Raw genomic sequence first — 14,265 nt, 5'->3', positions numbered from 1 at the left:
CGCCCTAGCACCGGACACCAAGGAGAAGCCCGCCATGGCTGGCGAGACCACGAACAACAACGAGATTCTCATCCCCCAGCTCAGCCGGGTGTGGCTCGCGCCCGTCGGCACCCCGGCCCCGGAGGACGCCACGTCGCCGATGCCCGAGGGCTGGTTCACCGTCGGCCTGTTCACCGAGGACAGCCTGAAGTTCAACGCTGAGCCGAACTTCGAGCAGGTCCGTAGTGCGCAGTCGTACTACCCGACCCGCACCTTCCAGACGCAGGACGCGGCGACCATCGAGGTCGACCTGCAGCAGTGGTCCGGCCGCAACTTCAAGGCCGTGTACGGCGGTGGCTCCATCACCGTCGTCACCCCGTCCGGCGGCGGCCCGAAGCACTTCAAGTTCGCCCCGCCTCGCGTCGGCGGCCGCACCGAGATCGCCGCGGTGATCGAGGTCATCGACGGCGGCAAGCACTACCGCTACATGGTCCCGCGGACCATGCAGATGGAAGGCGTCTCCAAGGACCTCGCCAAGACCAAGGAGTCCGTCCTGCCGCTGCGCCTGGCCGTCCAGGGCGGCGACGACACCGATGCCTGGTACGTCATCACCGACGACCCGGCCTTCCAGCCGCCGGTACCGACGATCACGGCCATCAGCCCGACGAACGGCCCGGCCGCGGGCGGCACGACCGTCACGATCACCGGCGCCGACCTGAGCGGCGTCACCGCCGTGAACTTCGGGACCAAGCCGGGCACCGGCCTGGTCGTCCAGAACGACACCGAGCTGTCCGTCATCAGCCCTTCCGGATCGGCGGGCGCGGTGGACGTCGTCGTCGTCGCGGCGGGCGGCGACGCCACCAAGACCGACGGCTTCACCTACGCGTGACCAGGCCCGCGGCCGCTCCTCCCGCCCAGTGAGGCAGGGGCGGCCGCAGGCCGCGACACAAGCCACGCAGCGCTGCCACTGTCCGCGCGCTGCCACACCCGGCAACCCAGCTACGCACTCACGAAGAGGTCACGCACATGTCGTTCGTCATCGACCTGGACGCCGAACGCCGCGAGGTTCAGTACCCCGACGGCATCCCGGTACGGCTCGGCGGAGAACAGTTCATCTTCCCGGCGGAGCTCCCCGCCGAATCCCTCGACCCGATCCTCTCCGACGAGCTCGGGCTGGTGAGCCTCCTCTGCGAGGTAATCGAGTCGACCGAAGGCGACGCCGGCGTCAAGGAAGTTGTCAACGCCCTGTTCCGGCGCCCGACCCTGCCCCGGAAGTTCCTCGAGGCGATCCGAGAGACCTACGGCATCCTCCTGGGCGATCAGCACGAGGAGTTCCTCAAGCAGCGCCCGACCATCGGCGACTACGTCCGCCTGACGACCGGCCTGGCCAAGGTCTACGGGGTCGAGCTGGGAAAGCTCTTTCGGTTGGGCGACTCCTCCGCGAGCGATTCGCAGACGTCGAATCCGACCTCTCCCGCTACCACCGCGTCGACGCCCGACGCGTCTGGCTTCGTCCCGGACAACCCGAGTTCCTCGGACTCCGACGACTGATCTCCCTCGTCGACGGCCTGCCGCACGACTCCCGGGTCCGCTCCGCCCCCCAGGGGGGTTGGAACGCCGTCCTGGAGCTGCTCGCGCTGATCGTCGAGGAGATCGGGATCCTCGCCGCAGACAAGCGCCGCGAGGAGCCGACCACCATCGTTCGCCCGCCGCGCTCCACTGACGCGCCGCGCCCCGGCCCCGGTTCCGCACCCCGGCCGCAGCCGCCCGCCCAGGAGCCTCCGGCGCCCCGCATGACCGGCCACAAGCAGATGCTCATGGCGGCCATGCAGAGAGGAATGGTCCGCAGTGGCTGAGGGCCTGCAGGCCGGCCGCCTTGAAGTGCCGGTCGTCGCTGACCTTTCTGGGTTCGCCGCACGGCTGCGCACGGCAGTCGAGACGGCCGCCGAAGGCCTCGCCGCGAAGGTCAAGGTCGAGGTCGACTCCAAGGGCCTGCGGCGGCGACTCAAGAACGCCGTCAAGGAGGCGTCGAAGGGCGTCACGGCGAAGATCCGCGTAGAGATCGACGAGGACCGGTTCAGGGCCTCCCTGGACGGCATCCGACGCCGCATCGACGACGTCGACCTGAACCTCCCCGTACGGCCCGACGGGGAGGGCGACGGCTCACCGAGCGGTATCCTCCTCGGCGGGCTTCGCCGGCTCATCACCGGCGCCCAGGGAGAGGCAGACCGCAACCCCGTCAACGTCCCTGTACGGATGCGGATGCCGAGCGGCCGCCGGGGGCTGCGGATGCTCGGTATCGGCGCCCTCCTCTCCCTGCTGCAGCCCGCGGTCGCCCTGATTGGCCAGTACGGCGCCGGGCTCACCGCCCTCGTCTCGGCGGCCGCGCCCGCGGTCGGTGTCCTCGGCGCGATACCGGGACTCATCACAGCGGCGGGCACCGCAGCGATCGGCACGAAGATCGCGTTCAACGGCTTCGGTGAGGCGCTCAAGCAGACCAACGCCGCCCAGCAGATGCTCGCGACGGACGGCAAGGTCACCGAGGCGCAGCAGAAGAAGCTCAAGGAGGCGCTGGACAAGCTCTCGCCGTCGGCAAAGAAGGCGGTCTCTTCGGTCTCCTCGCTGCAATCGGCGTGGAGCAAGGTCCGCATGGCGGTCAGCGAGCGGTTTTTCAGCAAGGTCGCCGACGACATCAAGCCGCTTGCGACGTCGGTGTTCCCCCTTCTCGAGGACGCCCTCGGCGACTCGGCGGCGCAGATGGGCAACCTGGGGGAGCGCGCCGCGAAGGCCATGCGCAGCGGGCCGTTCCGCAAGGACTTCAAGACCATCGCGGCGACGAACTCGAGGGTCGTCGGTCATCTGACGGACAGCTTGGCCAACCTCGGCCGCGGCACGGTCGACTTCCTGGTCGCCTCCGGCCCGTTCACGAGGCGAGTGGCGGCGGCCGGCGAGCGGATGACTGCCTGGTTCCGGGCCTCCGTCCAGGCCGGCCGCGAGACCGGCAGCCTGGCGAGGTTCCTGGACCACGCCGGGGACAAGGCGGCGCAGCTCGGCCGGACCACCGGCAGCCTCATCAAGGGGCTCGGCGGTGTCGGCCGGGCCGCCATGGACACCGGCAACGCGCTGCTCAACGGCCTCGAGGGCTCGATGAAGAGGTTCGAGCGCTGGGCCAACTCGGGCGCCGGGCAGCGCGCCATGGAGCAGTTCTTTTCCGACGCTGCTCCGGTGTTTCACGAGGTCAACCTGCTGTTCGGGGACCTCATGCGAGGGCTCGGCCGGTCCATGAAGGACGGCGGCATCCTCGACCTGGTCCGGCAAATCCGCACGGAGTTGATGCCCGCGCTCGGCACGTTCTTCAACGCTCTCGGCCAGACCATCGGCCCGGCGATCATCTCCATCATCTCGAACATCGCCACGGCGATCGGGAACCTGTCGGCGGCCGGCTCCGGGCTCGGCATTCTCCTGGTGGCCTTCGGGGGTCTGCTCAACGTCTTCAACACGCTGATGACAGTGATCCCCGGCGCGAACACTGCCCTGGCCGTGTTCCTCGGTGGGCTGCTCATGCTCAAGGTCGTCGGTGCCGTCTCACGCGGGGTGCAGGGACTCGCCACGTCCATCCGCAACGTCGGCACCGTCGCCACCACCACGGCGGCAGGAGCAACCACCCAGACCACGGTGTGGCAGCGCATGGGAGCGGCCTACCGCTCCGCGGCGGGCGATGGGCGACGCCTGTCCGGAGCGATGGGAGCCGTGCGCGTCGGGATGGGCGGCATGCGCACTGCTGCCAGCGGCATGGTGTCAGCGATGGGCGGCCCGCTCGGCCTCGCCCTCGCCGGCGTGACGATCGGGCTCGGTCTCCTCGCCTCCCGGCAGGCGGAAGCCGCCCGCGCCACCCAGGCCCACAAGGAACGGGTGCAGTCCCTGACGGACGCCCTCGTCGCGTCCGGCGGCGCGATCGACGCGAACGTGCGCGCGCAGGCGGCGCAGCTCCTGCAGGACACGGAGCTCGCCGACGGTAAGGGCAAGCTCGTCGACATGATGCGCGAGGCGGGTGTCAGCCTCGGGGAGCTGACGAACGCCTACCTCGGGCAGGGCACCACCCTCGAGGCTCTGCAGGAGCAGCTCCAGGAGACCGCCGACGTCAATAAGATTTTCGCCCGCACCGCGACGGGCGCTGTCCAGACCTGGGAGGACGAGGGCCTGGCCGCGATCCGCGCGAAAGACGCTCTCGGCCAGGTGAAGGGCGAGCTCGAGGAGAGCCAGAAGAAGCACAAGGAGCTGGCCGACGCCGTCAACCAGTCCGGGACGACCGGCACCACCTCCTACGACCGTCTGCAGGCCGCGGTGCAGGTGTTCAGCGACAAGACCAAGAGCGCGGACGACCGGACGGACGCCCTCAAGCGGGCGCTGGACGCCCTCAACGGCAACACCCAGAGCTTCCACGACGCGCAGGCACAGCTCAACGCCGTGATGCTGCAGGTCGACGACACCATGAGGGGCACCATCGAACGGACCAACGGATGGGGCAAGGCCCTCGTCGGCACTGACGGCCTCGTCAACACCACCACCCGGAACGGCCAGACCCTCAACACGCAGCTGCAGGAGCTGCGCGACGGCATGCTGGGCGTGGCGACCCGGGCGATGGAGGCCGGCGAGCAGGGGCTCATGCCGATGTCCAAGGCGATGGACCAGAGCAACGCCGCGATGGAGCGGGCCCGCGCGAAGGCCATCGAACTGGCCACGAGCATGGGCATCCCCAAGGACCAGGCCAAGGCGCTCGCCGACCAGATGGGATTCGTCCCCGACACGGTCAACACCCTGGTCACCGCGACCGGCATCCCGGAGGCGACGGCCGAAGTCCTCAGCCTGCGGGCCAAGCTGGAGAGCCTGCCGGCGGGGAAGTCCACCACGATCAAGGCGCCCACGGCGCAGGCCCGAGCACAGCTCGAGGCGCTGGGCTTCACGATCCAACGCGTGCCCGGCAGCAAGAACGTAATCATCACGGCGCCCACGGGCACGCCGCGCGCGAACATCTCCGCCCTGGCCAAGGACATCGCCAACGCGCCGGACAAGAAGAAGGTCACCGTCCAGGCGATCATCAAGCAGGCCACCGGTGACCTGCAGGCGATCCGCGACAAGGTCGCGGGTCTGCCGCCCGGCAAGAAGCTCAAGATGGAGGCCCCGACAGCGACGGCTCAGCAGGCGATCAAGGATCTCGGCTACAAGGTCAAGGACCTCAAGGGCAAGAAGATCGAGATCACCGCGCCGAACGCGACGCCGCTCGCGCAGGTCCAGCGCATCCAGGACAAGATCAACGGCCTCACGGGCCGGACCATCCACGTCACGGTGCAGTACAGCGAGTCCGGGAAGCCGTCCGTGGTCCGCACTCACGCCGACGGCGGCATCGTCACCTACGCCAACGGCGGCATCCGCGCCGCCGCCAGCCGCATCAAGGCGTTCGCGGCCGGCGCGGAACGGCACATCGCACAGATCGGCAGGCCGGGCGAGATCCGTGTATGGAATGAGCCGGAAACCCAAGGCGAGGCTTACATCCCCCTGGCGCCCGGGAAGCGGAGACGGTCCGAGGCGATCCTGCAGCGCGTCGCCGAGATGTTCGGCGGCCGCGTCGTCTACTTCGCCCAGGGCGCCCTCCGGCAGTACGCCTCTGGGGGCCTCCGCAGCTCGGCCTCGTCGAGCCCCGTCCGTTCCGTGACCGCCGCGGCGACGGCCGCCGCGGCGCTCGTCGGCGGCGACCTGAACCTGACCATGACCGGCCAGCCGATGACTCCGGGCGAGGCCTTGAACAACGCCCTGTTCGAGCTGCGCCGTATCCGCCGAGGAGGCGCGTATGCCACCCCGTGAGGGCGAATGGAACCTCTCCTACAGCGCGAACGGCGTGTACCCGGGCGCCAACTTCACGTTCGGGTCGATCCGCACCGGCTACTACCTGCTCGAGCCGTACGAGATCACCTACTCGGACACCGACGCCGGCGATACCCCCATGCCGCAGGAGGACGGCGTCCGGCTTGGCCAGGACTACCGCGGCCAGGCGACCATCACCTTCGAGGTGGGCGTGGACACAGTCGACGACGCCCCGACCGCCCACGGCCGGCACGGCGCGAACCTCGATGCCGTGTCCACCATGCTGCAGGCGTGGGACGCCGAGGGGCTCCGGCGACGCTTCGCCACCCCCGCGGTGCTGTCGACCACGCAGGGCGGCCGGAGCCGCCGCTTCTTCGGCCGCCCCAGGAAGCCCGCCCCGGCCGGATCCAAGCTGACCCGGCAGGGCTACACACCCGTGGTGTGTAGCTTCGTGTGCGTCGACTCCACGGCGTACGACGACGTCGAGCAGAGCATCCGCGTCAGCCTGGTCCCACCCAGCCACTACGGCCTGGTGGGGCCGCTCACCACGCCGCTGACGATGACCCGCGAGAGCGAGGGGAAGGTCGCCGGGGACTTCATCGTCGGAGGGACCAAACCCGCGTGGCCGGTCATCACGTTCTACGGGCCGATCGCGAACCCCGTGTGCGAGCTGGTGGGCCGCTGGAAGGTCGGCCTGAACCTCACCCTCGGGGTCGGTGAGCGCGTCGTCGTCGACCCCCGGCCGTGGGTGCGCACCGTGATGCGGAACGGCAACGCCTCCGTGGCTGGACTCCTCACCCGGGGCACACCGCGGTTGAAGGACCTGCGCCTGCCACTGGGCAGGCAGGACTTCGTGCTGCGCGGCACGGACGCCACCGGCACCGCGTACATGACGGTCGCCTGGCGAGACGCGTACGCCTACCTGTAACCCCTACCAAGATCGTTCTTGCCCAATCGGGCAAGAACGATCTTGGTCAGCGCGCGACGTAAGCCCTGCGGCCACTCGACACTCCCCGCCGGTTCGATCCAGCAACCAGCGGAGGTAAAGAGATGGCGTGGGACAGCGTGCCGTGGTTCACCGAGGGCGGCGCCGTGCACTCCAGCGAGGTGGCGCGTCTCCTGGCGTACGCGGCGTTCGGAGGCGCGGAGGGCGTGGTCGGGTCCGGTGACCTGCGAGTGCGAGCCCTGTCGACTCCCGGCCCAGAAGTGCAGGTGCTGCCCGGCGCCTGCGCCGTCACGAACCGGGCCGCCGGCGCCGCGTACCAGGCGTACGCGGGCCGCCTCCCGACAGCCGACCGCGTGAACATCGCCGCGACCGGGGTGTCCGCCCGCTCCGACCTGATCGTGGCCCGCGTCGAGAACCCGTACTCCTACGGCGAGACATGGCCGAACCCCTCGGATCCCGAGGTGGGGCCGTACATCTACACCCGCGTGATCAGCAACGTGCCGAAGACGACCACCCGTGTCTCCCAGGTGCGGCCGTCGGACTCGGCCGTCGCCCTCGCGCGGATCGACCTGCCGGCCAACACCAGCAGCGTCACCCAGGCCATGATCACGGACCTGCGGTCGATGGTGAACCCGCGCCGGGACCGGCGCATCTACACGGCGTTCCCTAACGCCCTCAGTCAGCTCACCTACTCCGACAACAAGTGGCACAACTGGCCGGGTGAGCCGGCGCGGTGGAACATCGACGTGCCGCTGTGGGCGACCCGCATGAAGATCGTCACCACGCTGGCCGGCTTCCGGTACCTGCGTGCCGACGTCTTCGCCAAGATGCAGAACGTGTTCGGCGGGATGCTGGGTCAGGACACTGTCATCGACGACGACCAGGGCGCCAACGCCCGCCGCTCGACCATCGTCCTGGCCGACAACATGACCGTCCCCGCGGCCATGCGTGGCACCACGCAACTGCTCTACCTGCAGACCTACATGTACAAGTCTGAGACCGGGGACGTTGCCGTGGACGCTGGCACGTCCATCGTCGCCGACGTCGAGTTCGTCGAGGCGCCCGACGACGAGGAGCTGTGAGGTGCCTACGGGGTGGCGCTTCATCGCGCAGCGCGCCACGGGAATCGGGCGGGACGCCGTCGAGCCGATCCTCGACTGGGAGGTGCCGCTGGCGCTGACGTCGAACCCGCGGCGTGACCTGTCCGGCCCCGGGTCGATGAACGGCACCATCGAGCCCGAGTACACCCACCTGATCGGCTCCGACGGCTACCCGATCCTGCAGGAGTGGGGCACCAAGCTGTACCTGGAGATCGACGGCCGTATCCGGTGGGGCGGCATCGTGACGAAGACGGCGTACGACGGGCCGAAGGCGACCATCAACTGCGAGGGCTTCACCGCCTACCCGCAGGGCATTCCGTACGAGGCTTACATGATCTCCGGGGCGCTGATCACCCCGAAAGACCCGTACGCCGGCAAGGACAAGAACCATGACGGCTGGGTCGACGGGAAGAAAGGCAAGGAGCGTGTGCCGCCCCCGCCGAAGCCCTACGGCGGCCCCCGCATCGACGTGTACGACGCGTTCCGGAACATCTGGAACCACGTCCAGTCACGCCCGTACGGAAACCTCGGCCTGCAGATCGACCAGCACGACCTGGGCGAGAAGCTGGGCGCGGCGGACGGCTCCGACCCGTGGGAACTGGCCTGGTGGAACAACCCCGACTGTGGTCAGACACTCGACCAGCTCGCCCGGGACACCCCGTTCGACTGGGTCGAGACGCACGCCTGGAACGGCAGCGGGAACAGCTTCACGCACCGCCTGGTGCTCGGAAGGCCACGGCTCGGCAGGAAGCGCACCGACCTGCGGTTCGCAGACGGGGAGAACATCGCGGCCATCGCCAAGCCGGAAGGCATGGGCGACGACTTCGCCAACGAGGTGATCGTGCTCGGCAAGGGCGAGGGCCGCAAGATGAAGCGCGCCCAGATCGCCCGCAACGACGGGCGCCTGCGCCGGGTGGCCACCGTCGTCGACAAGTCCCTGTCGTCCGCCAAGGGCCTGACCACGCGCGGCAACCAGGAGCTGGCCGGCCGGACCAAGGCCCTGCAGATCCCCGCCATCCAAATCATCGACCACCCCAACGCCCGGCTGGGTTCCTGGTCCCTGGGTGACGACATCCGCGTCCAGGTGCATGTGCCGTGGGTGGGCGACATCGACGTGTGGCACCGCATCATCAGTGACGAGATCAGCGCCGACGGCCTGTGCACCCTCTACCTGAGGCGGTCCGACTCCTTCGTCTACTGACCCGGGCCAGCGCGCGACGTAAGCCCCCGCCGCCGTCCAGCATCCGCGGCCATGGCCAACTTCCTGGATATCCAGACGGACGCGCGACGCCTCGCGCAGGTCCTGGCCGACCTCGACAAGCGTCTGCAGGACCTCGAGCGCACCAGCCAGGCCGGGTACCGGTCGATCGACGGCGGGGCCCTCGACATCTACGACGAGGCGGGAAACCTCCGCGGCTCGGTCGGCGTCCAGGACGACGGCTCGGTCGCGGTCGTCGTCGTCAACTCGGACCCTCCACCCACCCCGACCGCCCCGACGCTCGAGCCGGTGCTCGCTGGGCTCGTCGTCACCTGGGATGGGCAGTGGGACGACTCGTACGACACGCCCGCGGACTACGAACGCATGCAGGTGCACGTCGGCCTGGCCCCCGACTTCACCCCGGACCAGACGACCCTCTCGGCGACGATCAGCAACCGGGCCGGTGGCTCCGTCACCGTCGCCACGGCCACCTACGACACCGCGCACGTCCGCCTGGTCGCAGTGAATACCGCCGGTCTCACCGGCCCACCGTCCGAAGCCGTCGCGGGCACCCCGAAGCAGGTCGACGGGCCGGACCTGTCCGCGCTCCTCGACCTGGCGGTGTGGCTCAAGGACGAGTCCGTGCCCGGCTCCAAGCTCGTGAAGGAGACCATCGGCGCGGATCTGCTGGCCGCCAACTCCGTCGTCGCGGGGAAGGTCGACGCGGGCGCGATCAGTGCGCGGGAGCTGAAAGCCCAATCGGTGACGGCCGGGAAGATCGCGGCCGGTGCGGTCGACACGACGCACATCTCCGTCGGCGCGGTCCGCCCGGACCAGATCGCCGTCGGCCAGGGCACCAACCTGGTGCCCGACCCGAGTTTCGAGACCGCGGCCACCGCCAACACCATCGCAGCCCAGGGCGCCCCCTGGGCTTTCGCGCCCGGCAACCGCACCGGTGTCGGCATCCTCTGCGACTGCACCGCCGACATCCCCGCCTACTTCACGCTTCCCCTGGCCACCGTCCCGGTGCTGCCCGGCGCCCAGTTCTGGCTCGGCAGCGACGTCCTCGTCAGTGACGACTTCGCTGCCCAGGCCGTGAAGATCCTCGCCCGCTGGGAGAGCGTCACCGGCGAGGTCCTCGGCTATGGCGTGGTGGAGGCGACCGCCCCGGAGCCGGGACGGTGGCAGCGGATCACCGGACAGGTCGCCGCCCCGCAGGGCACCGTGCAGGCCGTGCTCTGCCTCGAGGCATCCGCCGCCACCCGCGGGTGGGCCGTCTGGGACAACGCGGAAGCGACCACGATCTTCGGCCGCGTCAGTGGCGGCGCGCGTGCCGAGGTCGGTCCCCAAGGCGTGAGGTTGTTCGACGACGCCGGCGATGAAGCGGTCTCGCTCGTCACCGGGCAGCCGCAGTTCCTGACCCTCCGCAGCGGCGGCACCGCCGTCTCCACCATCGACGACCAGGGCAACGCGTCGTTCTCCGACGTCAACGTGGCCGGCGGCCTCACCGTCGGCGGCGAACCGATCACCACGTTCCTCGGGGCGGGCCCGCGCGGTCTGGTGGCGATCGACTACCAGGCAAGCAGCGTCACCGGCGGAACCAGCGAGATCGGGTTCGTGGAGCTCGGGTTCGAGGCCGAGACCGATCGGATGTACCGGGTCGTGCTCGACGCCCTCGCCAACCCCTCAGCAGCGGGGGGACAGATACAGATACGGCTCCGCGACGGCGGAGGGGGCAAGCCCACCATCACGTCGACGCAGCTGCAGCTCGTCGCCTACCCAATGCCGATCGCGGCACCGCAGCGCGTCCGGCTCGAGCACATCATCGACGGCCGGAACCTCGGGGCAGGCCTGCACCGGCTGCTCATCACGTTCCGGTGTGTCAACGGCCCGAGCGGGCAGACCGTCAACCTCTACGGCTCCTCCTCGGGCGTGGGGTTCCTGTACGTCGAGGACGTCGGCCCGTACGTGCCGGAGACCGGCGGATACAACACCGGTGGCGGCACCGAGCCGGACCCGGTCCGCAAGTACACCAAGACCTACACCGCGACCTGGTCGGGCTCGTACGCCAACCGCAGCGGCTACAACTCATACTACGGCGCCAAGTGCATGCAGGGCTACTACAGCGGCACGAACGGCGTGCAGGCGTCGCTCGTCGGCTTCCCCGCGGCCCTGGCCACGGACCTGTCCGGCGCGACGATCCAGAAGGCCGAGGTCTACCTCTACGCCGATCACTGGTACAACGCGGCCGGCGGCAGCGCGGTCATCAAGGCCCACTCACACACCAGCCGCCCCGCGAAGTTCAGCAGCGACAGCGAAGCAAAAGTCGTCTCGTGGCGCCGCAACGAAGGCAAGTGGGTCGACATCACCAGTGTCTTCGACAGCACCAAGTGGCGCGGGATCGCTCTGGACCCCAACAGCACGAACCGGACGTACTACGGCTCATTCCGAGGCGCCGGCCAGACCTACCCGCCGAAGCTGCGGGTCACCTACACCAAGTAGAGGAGCACCATGGCCGGCACGTACGGCGACCTGGTCACCAACCACGATTTCAGCGACGGCATCACCGGATGGTGGGCCGGTGACCCCACCAAGATCACCATCACTCAAGGGCCCGGCGGGCTGGACGCCACCGCGAACACGGACGCCGTCAACCTGTGGGACGCCCCGTTCGGCCAGGACGGCATCACCCTACGCAAGGGCGCCCGCTACACGCTCACCTTCACCGTGCGGGCCTCCCAGGCGAACACCCAGCTCCGCGCCCAGGTCGCTCTCAACGCCGACCCGTGGACCGCGGCCCTGGACCGGACCGTCGTCATCGGCACCGTCGACACCTCGTTCGTCTACACCTTCGTGTCGGACATCGACACCACCACGGCGCAGGTGTCGTTCCAGATGGGGCAGCAGACACCGGTCACCATCACGCTCGCCGAGTGCCGACTGACCACCTCCACCGTCCGGGAAGGGTTCTACGTCGACCCTGACAGCAACGCCGCAAAGTGGCTCGCCCTCAACCCCACGGACGGCCGCGCCACGAAAATCCGCAACTCGATAGTCCGGCGCCCCGGCGCCAAGTGGTTCGGCGACTGGAACACGAACATCCAGGCTGACGTCGACGCGTACGTCTCTGCGGCGGCCGCCGCAGGGAAGATTCCGATCCTGGCGGCGTACGCCATGTACTGGCGGGACAACGGTGGCGAGTCCCACGGCGGGGCGGCCACCCCCGAGGCGTACCGGGCGTGGGTCGATGCGTTCGTCGCGGGTATCGGGGACCGGCCCGCCATCGTCATCGTCGAGCCGGACTCCCTGGCCCAGGCCGAGTACCTGCCCACCCCGGAGGCCAAGGCCACACGTTACGAGCTGTCCACGTACGTGGCTCAGGCCCTCGGGGCGAAGCCGCTCGTGCAGGCGTACATGGACGGCGGCAACGCGACCTGGCTCAAGCCCGCACAGATGGCGGCACAGCTCGTCAGGGGCGGCGTCGCGGCCACCAAGCGGATCGCGATCGGGGTGTCCAACTTCGACGCAACCGACATCTCATGCGCGTACGGGCACCAGGTCGTCGCCGAGCTCACCAAGGCCGGCGTACCGGGCGTCAGGTTCGTGATCGACACGGCCCGCAACGGCAACGGCGCGATGGATGAGAACGGGCAGCACGTCGACTACTGCAACCCGGCCGGACGCCGCCTGGGCGTGCCCAGCTCCATCGGCGTGGGCGGCGCCGAGTACCTGCTGTGGATCAAGTACCCGGGCGACTCCGACGGGCAATGCGGCATCGCTCCCGAGGGGACCCCCGCCGGCACGTTCTCCCCCTACCTCGCCGAGCGACTCATCGACGGCACCTAACCGCTGCTCCCACTCCCTGAAACGAGACCCTGGTGTCCCTCATCATCGAGCACGCCCTGGCGATGGATCCGACGTTCCGCGCCCGCGTGCATCTCGCGTTCCTGCACATCGCCAAGGAGGTCGCCACCGAGCCCGCGGACACCCCGGGGCACCCGCTGAGAGCCTCCCTCGCCCGATCCCTGTACGCCCCGAATCTCGACTCCGACGGCTACGCCCCCGCCGTCGCAACGTGCCCGGACGTCTCCGCGGCCGCGGCCGCCGCCTACTCGGAGGAGAACCCCGCGGCCGCGCAGGCTGCCGTCTCCGACGCCGTCCTCTTAGACGCCGTGCGGACCCTGTGGAACAGCCTCTGCGGAAACACCGAGGCACCGGTCGCCCAGGCCGCGGCCGAGTAGCGCGCGACGCAAAGCACCGCCTTCTCCCAAGGTCACTCCTGCGGGGAGCCGCGGGTCTTCGGGCCCCGGCTCCCGCGCACCCCAATCTGACGACCGATGACCGAGGAGGCGCTCGTGGAGTGGCTCATCTCTCTGGCGCCTGTCCTCAGCCCTCTGTTCGGCATGACGGGCGTGCTGGGCGGGGCCTGGATGGTGTACCGGCAGCAGCAGCGCAAGAACGACACGGACGAGCAGACGGCGGAAGCCACCACGTTCGTGACGTCCGTCCAGACCGTGACCAACGGCTTCACGCAGCTCCTCGAGCAGCAGCGTGCCACCAACGCCCAGACCCTCGAGCGGGTCGCCACGCTGGAGAACCGCGTGGAGCGCCTCGAGGAGGAACAGCGGCAGTGGAGGCGCTGGAAGGCCGCGGCCGTCGAGTACATCCAGCAACTTCGGACGCTGGTCGCCAGGCTGTACGAACGCCCCGTCCCGCCCGCGCCCGAGGAGATCGCCGGGGACCTGGCCGACGGAGGGCCGTAGGCCAGGAGCGACGCAAGGCCCCGGCCGCGCGCACAGTCCGCCCGTCACGCCACTCCGCATGAAGGGCAACACCTGATGTCTTCAACGCTCGATGCTCTGTCCACCGGCGCCCAGGTCGGTGCCGTGCTCCCGCTGCTCACCGCGGTGGTGCAGCGTCCCGCCTGGTCGGCCACGTACAAGAAGGTCGTCGCGGTCGTCGCCGCGCTCATCGCCGGCGTCGCCGCGGTGGCGGCGGACGGCGGCTGGGGCCAGTTCCAGCACGGCCAGCTCACCATGGCCACCGTCGTCGGTGTTCTGGCCGCCTCGCAGACCAGCTACGACCTCCTGTGGAAGCCCAGCAAGCTCGCCCCCTGGGTGGAGTCGCTGACGTCCAAGAAGACGTCTCAGCAGGCCGAATAGGACTGGCGGCGTCCAGCC

11 protein-coding genes are annotated in these 14,265 nt (G+C 69.6%); all 11 read left to right on the top strand.

Annotated features, from left to right (window positions below):
- Window positions 1-34: 34 nt before the first annotated feature.
- Window positions 35-868, top strand: a complete 834-nt coding sequence (locus ACIF8S_RS28605; RefSeq protein WP_400002881.1) for an IPT/TIG domain-containing protein — start codon at window positions 35-37, stop codon at window positions 866-868.
- Between the two features lie 137 nt (window positions 869-1,005).
- On the top strand, window positions 1,006-1,530 hold the full coding sequence (locus tag ACIF8S_RS28600; RefSeq protein ID WP_400002879.1) for a hypothetical protein: 525 nt from the start codon (window positions 1,006-1,008) through the stop codon (window positions 1,528-1,530).
- Window positions 1,531-1,827: 297 nt separating this feature from the next.
- Window positions 1,828-5,841: a hypothetical protein gene (locus ACIF8S_RS28595; protein ID WP_400002877.1), complete on the top strand. Its 4,014-nt coding sequence runs from the start codon at window positions 1,828-1,830 to the stop codon at window positions 5,839-5,841.
- Entirely contained in the window at window positions 5,828-6,769 is a 942-nt protein-coding gene (locus ACIF8S_RS28590) for a hypothetical protein (protein WP_400002875.1), read from the top strand. Before ACIF8S_RS28595 ends, ACIF8S_RS28590 begins: the two co-directional genes overlap by 14 nt.
- 122 nt (window positions 6,770-6,891) lie before the next feature.
- The gene (locus ACIF8S_RS28585; RefSeq protein ID WP_400002873.1) at window positions 6,892-7,869 is read left to right on the top strand and encodes a hypothetical protein; all 978 of its coding nucleotides are present in this window, start codon (window positions 6,892-6,894) and stop codon (window positions 7,867-7,869) included.
- Between the two features lies 1 nt (window position 7,870).
- A complete protein-coding gene (locus ACIF8S_RS28580) occupies window positions 7,871-9,088 on the top strand; it encodes a hypothetical protein (protein ID WP_400002872.1) in 1,218 nt (405 codons plus the stop codon).
- A gap of 51 nt (window positions 9,089-9,139) precedes the next feature.
- Window positions 9,140-11,587 carry a hypothetical protein gene (locus ACIF8S_RS28575; protein WP_400002870.1) on the top strand — a complete coding sequence of 816 codons (2,448 nt, stop codon included), beginning with the start codon at window positions 9,140-9,142 and terminating at the stop codon, window positions 11,585-11,587.
- A gap of 9 nt (window positions 11,588-11,596) precedes the next feature.
- Window positions 11,597-12,931 carry a glycoside hydrolase family 6 protein gene (locus ACIF8S_RS28570; RefSeq protein ID WP_400002868.1) on the top strand — a complete coding sequence of 445 codons (1,335 nt, stop codon included), beginning with the start codon at window positions 11,597-11,599 and terminating at the stop codon, window positions 12,929-12,931.
- A gap of 32 nt (window positions 12,932-12,963) precedes the next feature.
- Entirely contained in the window at window positions 12,964-13,326 is a 363-nt protein-coding gene (locus tag ACIF8S_RS28565; protein ID WP_400002867.1) for a hypothetical protein, read from the top strand.
- Between the two features lie 96 nt (window positions 13,327-13,422).
- Window positions 13,423-13,848, top strand: a complete 426-nt coding sequence (locus ACIF8S_RS28560) for a hypothetical protein (protein ID WP_400002865.1) — start codon at window positions 13,423-13,425, stop codon at window positions 13,846-13,848.
- A 75-nt stretch (window positions 13,849-13,923) separates the two neighbouring features.
- On the top strand, window positions 13,924-14,247 hold the full coding sequence (locus tag ACIF8S_RS28555; protein ID WP_400002863.1) for a hypothetical protein: 324 nt from the start codon (window positions 13,924-13,926) through the stop codon (window positions 14,245-14,247).
- Window positions 14,248-14,265: the final 18 nt, after the last annotated feature.

Origin of the sequence: Streptomyces sp. NPDC085937, assembly GCF_044540535.1 — a bacterium.
GTDB lineage: Bacteria > Actinomycetota > Actinomycetes > Streptomycetales > Streptomycetaceae > Streptomyces.
Note: the sequence above shows the minus strand (reverse complement) of the source record. Positions and strands in the feature narration are given on the sequence as shown.

Bases quoted from the DNA above. Each gene is read 5' to 3' on its own strand.
- ACIF8S_RS28605 (WP_400002881.1), top strand. From the start codon at position 35: ATGGCTGGCGAGACCACGAACAACAACGAGATTCTCATCCCCCAGCTC.
- ACIF8S_RS28600 (WP_400002879.1), top strand. From the start codon at position 1,006: ATGTCGTTCGTCATCGACCTGGACGCCGAACGCCGCGAGGTTCAGTAC.
- ACIF8S_RS28590 (WP_400002875.1), top strand. From the start codon at position 5,828: ATGCCACCCCGTGAGGGCGAATGGAACCTCTCCTACAGCGCGAACGGC.
- ACIF8S_RS28585 (WP_400002873.1), top strand. From the start codon at position 6,892: ATGGCGTGGGACAGCGTGCCGTGGTTCACCGAGGGCGGCGCCGTGCAC.
- ACIF8S_RS28575 (WP_400002870.1), top strand. From the start codon at position 9,140: ATGGCCAACTTCCTGGATATCCAGACGGACGCGCGACGCCTCGCGCAG.
- ACIF8S_RS28570 (WP_400002868.1), top strand. From the start codon at position 11,597: ATGGCCGGCACGTACGGCGACCTGGTCACCAACCACGATTTCAGCGAC.
- ACIF8S_RS28560 (WP_400002865.1), top strand. From the start codon at position 13,423: ATGACCGAGGAGGCGCTCGTGGAGTGGCTCATCTCTCTGGCGCCTGTC.
- ACIF8S_RS28555 (WP_400002863.1), top strand. From the start codon at position 13,924: ATGTCTTCAACGCTCGATGCTCTGTCCACCGGCGCCCAGGTCGGTGCC.